We start from the raw sequence: 12,117 nt of genomic DNA on the forward strand, positions 1-12,117 counted from the left end.
GCCATCGCCAGTTTCCCGGCTAGATGCTGCATGAACGAACGCCTGTTCTCGAATATCTGGACAGTTCGTTCTTCATCGTGCCGCTCGAGCGGGTGCATCGCCTGATTGCGCCAAGTGACCTGACCGAGTTTTTGAACCAAGCCGACTGGGAGATCTGGCCTGCTCAGAAAGAAATAGACGACTGGCTAGCCCGGATTATGACACTTGTCTTCGTTTGTCGTTCAGGTACGGTTAAGAAACGAAATCCTGGAGATTTATGAAGCCAACACTTCAAAATGACGTGCAACAGAACGAAGAATAATACGTCGATGGATTCTTCAGCGGCGTCATCGACGAGCGAGAAGCCGAACTTGCCATCCTCACGCGTGCTGGGCGTCTCTTCGCCGTCTGGTGCGCCGACCTGCGAGGACCCTTTGGCAAAACTGCCGTGGCGATTGGATGGATACACGGGCCTCCGCTACATCGCGCGCCGACATGACCGCACGAAGACCTCGTCGGGAGGATAAATGGCCTCTACAAAGCTGAGGTCATTCATCGGCGCGGCCCCTGGCGGAGCTTCATCCATTTAGGCCTCAAACTTTTTGGCCTGACCGCATCACTTCACGCCATAGACCTTCATGACCTCGTCGCCGAGATGGTTGATGACCTTGACGGCGATACGGCCCGATTTGGGCTTTGCGAAGGGGCGCGAGACAGCACTGTGCAGGCTGTCCCAGGCCTCCTTGTCGATTTCGGCCTTCAGCGTGGTCTTGAGCGCCTTGTAGGGGTCGTTGGCCCCCAGGAAATAGGCGTGGCGCACGAAGAAGCTTTCGCCGTTGTAGTCCGTATCGACCATCCAGAGCGCCAGCTCGTCGGCTTCCGAGGTTTCGACCTTGCCGGTCTGCGGCCGGAAGATATCGACCCCGCGAATCTCGACGGCCAGCTCGTTGCCGGGCCGGTCGTGGAATACGATATCCGGCTCGCCGAACACCACGAATAGATTGCCGGCCCCGGTGTTCTTGAGCTCGCCCGCCATGTGCAGATCGGGATGCATGCGCGCCTTCAATACCGGAATGCGCCCGAGTTTCTCGAACTCGGACGAATGGGCGTCGTAGTTAAAGGCGCAGGCAATCAGCATGTCGAAACCGGCATCGGCCGCTTCGCGCGCAGCCATCACCAGATCCTGGCGCGCGACCGTGCCGAATTCCGGCCCGATGAAAATGCCCGCCCGGCGCTCCTTGTCGCCCTCCAGATAGCGGCCCTCGGCGCAAATATAGTCCCCGCCCGGCCAACCCTGCAGCGACGTGAAGGCAATCTTGCCTTCCTTGTGCGCCTGCTGGACGCCGGCCTTCTGCAGATTGTCGAGCACCACGCGCGTGAATTCCGGCCCCTCTTGGCTGCCGCCCGCGCCAGCCTGCCGCGCAGTTGCCGCCGCCCCTTCGTCGAACAGCCCGTCGTCCTCGTCCACCGCCAACACGCGATGCGGCGACAGGCTTTCGACCGTAAACGGCCCTGCCACGCGCACGCGCGCATCGTCGGCGTAAGGCCGGTCGTAGAGATATTCGAACTCGGCCTTGGCTGCGATCGACGCGTCGATTTCCTTCTGGCGGCCGATGCGCGCTTCCCACCATTTCGCATGCGCGTCTTTGGCCTTGGCGGGCCATTTCGCATCCGCCTCGCGCGGGATTTCCCATTCTTCCCATTTTTTGGCGAGGGCCGCATTCAACTGCGTGCGCAGCGGCTCGAGTACGAGCTGCCACTTGTCCCAAATCACATCGATTTCGGCGTTGTTGGCAATGGATTTGAGCGTGATATGCGGCACGCGTTCATACACAAACCCGTGCCGGATATTGCCGTGCGTCGCCGCCTGCTTGGGTGCGGTGCGCGTAACCTCGGCTTCCTTCTTCTGGCCCTCAGGCGAGTCCGCCAGCAGGTAGAAGGGATAACGCGCGCCCATAATGCGCGAACGCGCCAAAGCGGCAGCAACACGCGACGTGTCGATCGTGATCCAGCGTCGCCCCCATTGCTCGGCGACATAAGCCGTAGTACCCGAACCGCAAGTCGGATCGAGTACGAGGTCGCCGGGATCGGTGGTCATTAAAATACATCTTGCAATCGCACGCTGGTCAGTTTGTACCACATAGACTCTTTCATCACCGACGAAGCCTCCAGTTCCAGTATCGGTCCAGAGATTCGTACGTGGCATTAGTTGATTGTCTTCGAGATACCGAACCATACGCAGTACCCGGCCTTTTTCGATTAATCGATCGGCTTTAACTAGGGTCTTCAGTCGTTCGGGAGTCGTCTTCCAGTGCGCATTTGGCGGACAAGGATAAGATTTTCCTTGGAACTCGATCGGCGAAGATGATGTCGCTGAAACACCCGGCGAAACTAACGGATTTCGAGCCAACAAACGCGCGTCTGTCGGAATCGTTCGTAGGTCTTCTTTTTCGTCCCGAGTGAGTTGACGACGCACCCCAGGGGAAATTTCTATCGTATCGAAAAAGGCTGGATCGCATTCCGCTAAACCGCGAAAGGCATATGCTGGGCGATACTTAATGCTGGAGCGATTTCGGCCATACCAAAGAATTGTATCGAATACATTCGATAGATAATCGGAAGACGAATAACCTGTCTTCTTGAATTGAATCTGACTTATTAGGTTATCTTCGCCAAACACCTCATCCATTACCGCTCGAACGCGATGCACATTCTCGTCCCCAATCTGGACGAAGATCGAGCCGCTGTCGGACAGAAGATCGCGCGCGACCGTCAAACGGTCGCGTAGATAAGACAGATACGAGTGGATGCCGTCGCGCCAAGTGTCGCGAAAGGCCCGGACCTGTTCGGGCTCGCGGCTGATATGGTCTTTGCTGCCGTCTTTCACGTCGCGACTGGTCGTCGACCATTGGAAATTCGAATTGAATTTGATGCCGTAAGGCGGATCGAAATAGATGCACTGCACTTGCCCGCGCAATCCTTCGCGCTCGGCAAGGCTCGCCATCACCTGCAGCGAATCGCCGACGATCAGCCGGTTCGTCCAATGTGCGTCGTGCTGGTAGAACTCGGTCGCGGCCTCTTTGTCGGGCAGGCCGTTGAAATCGGCGAACAGGTCGGGGGCTGCGGGGGCGGCTTCCTTCTTGCGCGCTTTGCTTTGGCGCAGCAGATCGTCGATCAGGACCTTCGGGTGGACCTTCTCCTGGATGTAGAGCGGCGGGGCGGGCACCACGAGGTCCGACCAATCCTGCTCGTCTTTGCCGCGCCACACAAGCTGCGGGTCGAGATCCTTGTTGCGCCGCTCGAACGCAACGCGGATCGGCGATTTGGTCGCCGGATCGACAACGGTTTCAAGCTCCGCCGTCGGGATGTTTTTGCGCTTGGCCGCAACATGCGTCAGCGCTTCGACCTTGGCTTCGGCTTTCGTCTTTTTGGGCATGGTCTCAAGTCTCCAACCGGGTTGCGGCCCGGTCTTGGGGGCTATTCGGCTGGCGCCAAAGCGGGCGCAAGGCTTGCGACGAGTGCTGCGAACTCCTCGCGTATTTTGTAGACAGCCGTAAATTCGGCGAATGCCCAGCGGCCGTAGCTGCCGAGATTATTCACGCCCGGAACCCAATAGGCCTTCATCGTGTTGGCTTTCTCTTTGGCGTCTTCGCCGCGATAGCCCTTCACTTCGATGATTAGATGGAGCGGGTCGGCGTGCCCGTCGTCGATTTTGACGATGAAGTCGGGGATGTAGCGGCGCGGCACGCCGCCCATCACATAGGGCACCTCGAAGCCGAGATTCTGGTTCTTCGCGTAAGCCAGAACCTTGGGATGGTCCTCGACTACGTTGCAGAGCTCGGCTTCCCAGTCGCCGTCGCAGACGACGAGATTTAAGTGGCAGCGATTATGCCCGGTCGTCCAGAACGTATCTTTGGTCGTCGTGAAATTGACGAAATTCGTCGATCCCGTCGGATTGTAGGGATCGAGGATCGCGCGCACGGGCTTCGAGTCGGCGTGCGAGATCGTGATCGCCGCCATGATCTTCTCGCACGCGCGGTCGGCGATCTGGCGATAGAGCAACTGGCCTGGCTTGGTGCCGCCCTCGCACACCAGATAGCCGCCGTCGAACCATTCGCGCGCGATGCGCTTGAGCTGGCCGAACAGATGCAGCTTGGGCTGCTCGCCCGGATCGCGGAATTTTTCATAGAGCAAGTGTTTAGCCAGATGGAACAGCACCGTTGCAGGCCGCACATCGTCGAGATGTTCGAGCGTCAGGTTGATGCCCTCGCCGACAATGCCCTGCACCTTCACCTGCGCCGGGCCAACAAGTTCGGGCGTCAAGCGCAAGGTCGAGTCCTTCGAGAAAGTCGCGGTCAGGCGCTCTTCGGGCAGTTCCACGCGATAACCTTCGACGCGCGGAAAGCGGATTTCCAGCGCGTCGCGATCCGGCCGCACGGCATGCACGCGCGTCGATTTCTGCGTTTCTTGCGGTGCCACCACGACCGGCTTGCCGGCGAAATGGAACGGGATGCCGAGAATGTCGGCATATTCGACATTGAATTTTTCTTCGGCGTTCAACACGTAGGATTGGCGACGCAGGGCGCGGCCGACGACCTGTTCGCACAAAAGCTGCGTGCCGAAGGCGCGCACGCCCAGAATATGCGTGACCGTGTTGGCATCCCACCCCTCGGTCAGCATCGAGACCGAGACGACGCAACGGATCGATTCGCCCAAGCGGCCTTTTTTGCCGACCGTGTTCATCACTTCGCGCAGAAGGTCCTGGTCGGAAATATTGTCGGCGGCGTGCTGGTCGCCGGTGCGCTCGATGATGTCGCGCCGGAAGCGGTCGATTTCGTCGCTTGCGGCTTCGCGGAAACTGCCATCCAAAGCTTCGCCGGATTCGAGCTGTTCGCTGTCGATCAGCAGCGTATTGGGGCGCGCCATCCGCGCGCCGTCGGCGGCATAGTTGGCGAAGAGATCGAAATGCCCTGGCGTGAATGTGCCGGCCTCGCCCGGTGCGGGGCGCCAATAGCCGGACATGTATTCGTAGATCAGCTCCGAAATCGACGTGTTCTGGCACACGACGATGAAAACCGGTGGTACCTCGATTTTCTTGTCCTGCCAGCTTTTGAAGACTTTTTCGTAGTGGCCGTAGAGCGCATCGAGGGCGGTCAGCAGCACGGTTGGCAGTTTGCTGGGGTCGTATTTGCTGCCGCTCTTGTCGCGGCCCTTTTTGGGTAGGTCCTTGCCGATATGCTCCCAGAGATTCCGGTAGATCGGCAGTTCCTCGCCCGTGATGTTGTCGGCGACAGGAATGCGCGGCAGCTTCACGATGCCGCATTCGATCGCGTCCATCAGCGAGAAGTCGCTGACGGTCCACGGGAACAAGGTGCCTTCCGCGTAGCCCGAGCCACGCAGGAAGAACGGGGTTGCCGAAAGATCGAACACGCCGCGAATGCCGAGTTTGGCGCCGACGGCTTCGAGGCCTGAGATCCAAAGGCGCGCGGCCTCGTTGTTCTTCTCGGCCTCAAGCTTGTCTTCGGCTTTCAAGCCTTTTCTGTCGCTCGGCTTTTCGCGGTAGCAATGGTGGGCTTCGTCGTTGAGCACAACGATATGCTTGAGGCCCATGAGTTCGGGCATCACGCGCTGGAGCATCTGGCCTTCGCTCTCCAGCGTTTCGAGTGCCGACCCGTGGCCCTGCAGCAAAGCGCGGCCGGTTTTCGAGAGCTCGATGCGCTCGCGCAGTTTGAAAGCGTGATAGTTCGTGACGACGATTTTTGCCCGCGCGATGTCGGGCAGCATGTCGCCGGGCACGATCTCGCGGTTTTTGTAGTAGCTCTCGGGGTCGTTGGGCAGCAGCACACGCAACCGGTCGCGGATCGTGATGCCGGGGGCCACGACAAGAAAGCCGCGCGAAAACAGCTTGCTGGTCGGGTGGCGCACGGCATTGACCGTCTGCCATGCAATCAGCATCGACATGACGGTGGTTTTGCCGGCACCGGTCGCGAGCTTCAGCGCCAGCCGCAGCAGCTTGGGATTGGCTTCGGCGTTTGCACCCTTCACATGCGCCCAGAACTTGGCGGTCCGAGCCCCGCCTTTGGGGGCGACTTCGGTCAGCCAGATTGCGGTTTCGACGGCTTCGATTTGGCAGAAAAATGGCCGCACGCCGTTGAATTCGTGGCTACGCCAATGCTGCAGCAGGCGCGCCGTCTCCGGCGTTACCTGCCACTGGTTCGGGTTGGGAAGTGCACGCCAATCGTCCACGAACTGGCGGATCTCGTTGATGATCGGAAGCGGATTATACGCTTGCTCGGCGGTCGACAGGCCGTCGGCATCGCCCAGCGTCATCTCCGCTTGGCTTTTGCTCTTCTGCTTTTTCGCGGCCGGAACCGGCGATATCAGCTCGGATTTGCGGCGGGCGGCGATTTTTGTGTTGGTCGGCTGGCCCGTCTCGTCGAGCTGCCAATGGTAGACGGGGCGAGCATAGGGCGAATTGACGATAGGCTGACTGAAGAAATCGTCCGTCATCTTATCCGGCGCCCTGGCATGAATCGAAGCCTCAACATTGCAATTGTTTCAGGATCATGGATTTATTTCAACCACCATTGGCAGCCGCCTGAATCGAGCACTTGATTCGCAACCAAGATTGGCTCCGAAGGGCTGCCTCGGTTTATGCGGACACTTGGTCTTTTGCCACACACAAGCCCGAGGGCAGCCCAATAAGCGGATTCAGTCTACTACAATTCAATTTCTATCGATTTCTTCGGTGGCGGCTTCGGCGGCGCTGCCATCTTTGATTTTTGCTGGGCAGCGTCGATAAGCTGATCCGGAGTGAAGCCCTGCGCTATTGCCCATTTGGCGAATGACAATAACGAGGTTGCGCCCCAGCCATGATCGGCCGATTTGACCCGAATGAAGGCTTTGAGGGAGTCGAATTCCCTCCGATCCTGGGCGACTTCCAGCCTCCGGTATGCGTCACGGAGCTGTTCGCGCTGCTCCGATATCCCTTGCTTCAGATTCTCTATCCTTTTTTCAAGGGTAGCGATGCGCTTCCGCAGACCTCCAAATGGGTCGATGTCCTGTATCGCGTTGTCCATTTTATGCTCCCTATTTGAGTAGTCAGTACCGCCGCAGCTTATCCCCACCCGTCTTAAAAACCGGCGCGGCGGGAGCGTGTTTTTAAAATTAACAGTTTCTTGTTGTAGTTTCTGACTGCGCCAATGCTCAAACCCGCTCCCGCCGCGCCGGTTTTTAAGACGCTCCGGACTATTCTGACACCGGCATCGAGGCAATGAGGTGCCGCCGCCGGCGGCTTCGGATTAACAAACCAGCGGCCGCAGGCCGCCGATGCCTTTTCCCGAGGATGCCGGAGGCATCCTCGGGAAAAGCGCAATTCTTCGTCCCACACCTGTGGGACGACACGGAGGCAAATGAAATGGACCATTTCGACGAGGACTTCTGGAAAAAACACCGCCCTGGACGCCTGGACGAAGGCGATCAAGAGGTCAAACTTCTTCTCGGAGGAAGACATGGCGTTCCACCCCCGGTCCTCCTGCGGATGGCGCGCCGCTTCGCGATTCGCCATCAGCAACCGATCGCGCAAGTTTCTCAGGATGTCCGGGCCAAATACGCGGCCGTCGATAGTGCACCCCCCGGAACCAACATTCAGCCAGTGCACTTTCGGCAATCGCGGGTTTCCGCACCCCGCACTTGGAGCCTTCCAAATTCGGTAAAGGAGCGATCAAGTGTCGCCATATTTCCGATCGGAAGAGACGTCGAAATCGTAAAGGAGGCCGGTGCAAAATACTGCGACCGCCACCATGTCTGGACGATTGCATCGAATAGCAAATTCTTGACCACCCCGAAGGGGCGAAGTCTATCAACTCCCGCTGCCGCTATGGCCCGTGAGCGCTGGCGGAACGGGTCCGGCGCAGCAAAAAGCAAATATACCGCTGTCGACCACCAAGTTTATATCGAGCGACACACGCGCAATGGTGAGCGGCGCCAACGGGAAATCATACATGATAGCATGGGGCCAATTCTGCTCGGCTCGATCGGCGCCACGCTTGAGCAGCGCAAACTTTTTTGGCGAAAAATTGCCGATAGCGAGGCGAGAATCGATGCGACTCTTCAGCTAAGAATTATCGCTGAGCTGCCCTACGATCTCCCGCCAGAGAGAATCCGAAATTTGCTGACGGAATTTGGCGAAGTTTTTGACTCAAAACAGCTCGGATGGTTTGCGGCCGTTCACCAACCAAACACAGCTGCAGGAGGCGACAAGAGAAACATCCATGTGCATATCGTTTATTTCGATAGGCCCATCATTGGCTGGAAGCCGCAAGGATCGGCGCCAGACTCAACTCTTGAACCGGATTTCGCGGAAAGAAAGAACCGAGATTGTGCGGGCGCGCAATGGATACGTTCTCTCCGAGAAGCGTACGTCAACGCCGTCAACCGCGCGCTCGTCGAACACTACGCCAAGCATCCTCAGGAATTCCAAAGACTGTATCATCCTGGATCGTACTCGGACATTGGCATCTTGCAAAAATGCCGGCAACGGCACCTGGGGCAGACGGCGACCGCGCTAGAACGCAGAGGCATCCCTAGCAAAACAGGGCTCTATAACATTCGCAGCACTCTCACCGAGATTGAGGCTCGCGAATCTAGATGCCTTGATCGATTGACCGAGCTTTACGCAAAACTCAACCGAGTCTCAAAAAAGCTACAGGTTGCCTCGACTGCACGCCATGCGACGCCAATTGAGATTCAGCGGCTGTCGGAGTTGTTAGCGTCACAGTCAGCGGCAATCGAAAATTTGCTTGTGGATATCGACAAGAAGGCAGGCAGTGTCATACTCGCGAGCTATGCGGAGATTGACCCACTGCACTACGCTGGAACACAAGAATTGCTATCTCGTGCTTTGCAGGGTGATGGGCTCAATGCCGAAAAGACCCCGCCTCCAACCTATGCTGAACTACTGATCCGCTACCTTGACTCATTGGGCCACCATAGTGCGGCGCGAACGTTGATCGACGAATTGGTCAAGCTTGAAAAAGTCGAAAACATAGACGAGATAATTCGGCAACGACGCATCCTGACATCGCTTCGATTGCCGGTGCTGCGTGCTCTCGAATCGTCGATCGATGAACTCGAATCACTATTGAGCGATTTGCTGAAGACAAACCAAGATTTGCGGAAAGCACTCGAACGCGACACGGCCAGATCAAATCGACAGCAAGATCTATATCCGACGATTAGCACGTCACGTGATCGTGTTCGGGCAATTGACGCGCCCGCCAATAACACCAACGGGATTAACAATGCAAAAGATGCCCCTGAGAGCGATACGATCGCGTCTGGCCTAGCTCGCGAAAGCGCCAAACTGCAGTCAGAAGATATCTCCAAGTCTAACGTTGCTTCGGCAATCCAGCGTCTCCTCAATTCGAACTCGGGGTACACAAGGGCCAAGATTTCTGAAAAGGACCTAAAGCGATTTTCCGTGATCGAATTGAAGCAGCTGTACAACAACCGAGCCCGTGCTCTGGAAGCAAGCGAGCGACCTGCCGAGCACGAATCCCTTAGGTATGAACTTCACTTGATAAGGCGAGAGATTGACCAGAAAGATCTCAGCCGCGCTATACTGAAGGATCCGGAGGTAATAAACCCAAAGGATACAGATGTGCAGCAAGAGCCGCTGCGCAAGCCTAAGAGGGATACCTGGGATCGTTAACGAATTGATAGTTGTCCGTCGTCAGAAGAATCGGGACGTTTTGAGAAGGCGGTTAACGGAGGCTTCAGCGCATCTGGGTTTGCAGTTTAGGCAGTGGCTTGCCGGTGCAACAAGCGGCGTTGCTAGATGGTCTTTCGCTTGATCGTTTTAGGCTGCCCCGGGTTCCGCGGACACGTAGTTAAGCTACCCGCATCTTCGCCTCGAAGGCTATCGAGCTCTTGTAACCGAGCGTTGAGTTCCTGCGATGCGGGTTGCAGAAGCGCTCGATATAGTCGAACACGTCGGCTCACGCATCGTCACGCGTGCGATAGATCTTTCGGCTGACCCGCCGGGCGCCGTAAAACCGGTCGCTGGTCAGGAAGCTCGATCGTATCTCACGTTCGAGCATGGCGTCGTAGACGGACCTGTCGCTCGGCGGGCGGCCCAGACAGGCGTAAAACCCGCCATGCGAGACACCGAGCGCCCCGCACATCCACCGCACCGGCCAGATCCCTCGGTGCTTCGCCACGAAGCCGAACTTCACATCGACTCCTTCGCGAAGTAGGCCGCGGCTTTTTTTAGGATGTCGCGCTCCGCCTTCAGCTTCACGACGCAGCCGCTCGATCTCTTGCCGCTCGGGCTTCATTTGCCCATGACCGGGGAATGCGCTCTTCGGATCGGCAGCCTGCTGCCTAGACCATTTACGCAGCAAGTTCTCGTGGATATCCAGATCGCGTGCCGCCTGTGCGACCGACACGCCGCGATCTCGTGCCAGCTTCACCGCCTCAAGCTTGAACTCGCGGCTGAAGATCCTTCTCTGTCCCATGGTCGTCCTCCGGTTCCAGTGTGACACCAATCTCGGTGTCCGCGAAACCCAGGGCAGACCAGTGGAGCTCCAGCGCCACGGCATTAACTCGACGGTGCGTTTGGTCGGCCGACCTTACGCAAGGCGGGCAATATCCGCCAGCACAAGCTCTTTGCGCCCTGTATAGAGAATGCTTTGGTGCTCCCCGCACCAGTACACGGCATCAGCAGGCGGACTATACTCATGACGATAATAAAGATAAAACTTATAAATCATTACCATTTAAACCCATATATCCAAATGCGGTTCGCACAGTATCAGCAACGTAACTGGGCGACAGATGTGCATAGTGTCGGCTGGTTACACGAATATCGGCGTGGCCCAATTGTGCCGCGATCACCGCCATGGGCACGCCAGAACGCACAAGTCGACTGGCGTAGGTATGGCGCAGAATATGAAATGAAATCATCGGTGCAATACCTGCCACCTCGCAAGCTACGTGCAGTGGACGCACCTGTTCCGCCGCTTTCCAAGGCTTCCCGTTGCTCCGCAAAAACACCAGCGCATTTGGCACCTTACCAGTTACTGCCTGAGCAAAGAATTCGTGCCCCTCGTCAGTTAATGCGACATCACGGGGCTTGCCACTCTTGGTGAAAGGTATATGGATAGAACTATTATCGAAGTTTAAATCTGAAACGCGCATCTTTATAAGTTCACCATATCGGCAGCCAGTCAGCAGCGCAGCAATTAAAATAGCCCGAAAACTTGTCTCGCATGCATTGACCAACCGCAAAGCTTCATCGTCCATCAGGTAACGGATCCGTGGCGCATCTGTGTTTTCAAATGGCTTTACGGCAGCCCATGCGGAATCTGATGAAATGTGCTGGCATTGGTGGGCGTGATTCAATGCTGCGCGGAGTGTCGAAAACACCCGGTTTGCTGTTGCCCGTCGTTTGCGTAACTGGTCGGGATCGTTGATATCAATTTCTTTGAACTTTTGTTCGTGCCCCCGCTGCGTGCGAAGCCTGCGCCCGGTTTTTGTGAGCCCGTCGCGAAACCCCTTCACTTGGCTATGGGTCAATTTGGCAAGTTGAACAGATCCCAAAACCGGCCGGATCAGAACATCAATCGCTTGCCGTGTCTCTTTTTCCGCTCGGCCGCCCCGTGTTCGATAATCACTTAAGTAATCATCGAGTGCGTCACCAACCGTATATGGCTGAGTTACGTCCACTCCGCCTGCCTCTGCTCGCGCAGCCTCCACCAACCACGCGCGAGCGCACTCTTGTGCCTGCGCAAAAGTCAGAACACGAGTCCCATCCGCAGGGGCGTAATCGTCGGCTGCTCCGAGGGCACGATATCTAATCCGAGGATATCCGTCCGATGTATAGCGGCGCGCGATCCATGTTCCACCCTTACCAGCGCTGCGTCGGTAGCCGAGCGCAAACCCTGGTTCGATTGCGCGCCAGTGAGGTTCGCGACGTGCGGGCAACTTTTCACGCGCGCTAAAGCTGTCAAGTTTACCGCCACGCACTTTCGTACTTTTGAGACCGCCACGCATCATGTCACCCAATACCTTCCGTACGGAATCTGTACGGAAAACATGAGGCTGAACATAACAAAACGCAAGGGGACGAACGTCAGC

At 57.2% G+C, this 12,117-nt stretch carries 6 protein-coding genes and 1 pseudogene; 2 read left to right on the forward strand and 5 right to left on the reverse strand.

Features of this window, described 5'->3' with window-relative positions; genetic code table 11:
* The first annotated feature begins 23 nt into the window (after positions 1-23).
* Entirely contained in the window at positions 24-260 is a 237-nt protein-coding gene (locus O9320_13075; GenBank protein ID MCZ8311777.1) for a hypothetical protein, read from the forward strand.
* A gap of 335 nt (positions 261-595) precedes the next feature.
* On the opposite strand, the gene O9320_13080 is transcribed toward O9320_13075, so the two are convergent.
* The 3 genes from O9320_13080 to O9320_13090 all read right to left on the reverse strand — a co-directional run bounded on the left by O9320_13080 (position 596) and on the right by O9320_13090 (position 7,058).
* Complete coding sequence (locus tag O9320_13080) at positions 596-3,205, reverse strand: site-specific DNA-methyltransferase (GenBank protein MCZ8311778.1); 2,610 nt, start codon at positions 3,203-3,205, stop codon at positions 596-598.
* Between the two features lie 251 nt (positions 3,206-3,456).
* Entirely contained in the window at positions 3,457-6,489 is a 3,033-nt protein-coding gene (locus O9320_13085; GenBank protein ID MCZ8311779.1) for a DEAD/DEAH box helicase family protein, read from the reverse strand.
* Between the two features lie 209 nt (positions 6,490-6,698).
* On the reverse strand, positions 6,699-7,058 hold the full coding sequence (locus O9320_13090) for a hypothetical protein (protein ID MCZ8311780.1): 360 nt from the start codon (positions 7,056-7,058) through the stop codon (positions 6,699-6,701).
* 338 nt (positions 7,059-7,396) lie between these two features.
* Between O9320_13090 and O9320_13095 the strand changes: the two genes are divergently transcribed.
* A complete protein-coding gene (locus tag O9320_13095; GenBank protein MCZ8311781.1) occupies positions 7,397-9,691 on the forward strand; it encodes a MobA/MobL family protein in 2,295 nt (764 codons plus the stop codon).
* 322 nt (positions 9,692-10,013) lie between these two features.
* On the opposite strand, the pseudogene O9320_13100 reads toward O9320_13095, so the two are convergent.
* Positions 10,014-10,496 (reverse strand): annotated as a pseudogene (locus O9320_13100) (transposase).
* Positions 10,497-10,740: 244 nt separating this feature from the next.
* Entirely contained in the window at positions 10,741-12,036 is a 1,296-nt protein-coding gene (locus O9320_13105) for a site-specific integrase (protein ID MCZ8311782.1), read from the reverse strand.
* Between the last annotated feature and the right edge of the window lie 81 nt (positions 12,037-12,117).

The organism is Magnetospirillum sp., assembly GCA_027532905.1.
Classification (GTDB): domain Bacteria; phylum Pseudomonadota; class Alphaproteobacteria; order CACIAM-22H2; family CACIAM-22H2; genus Tagaea.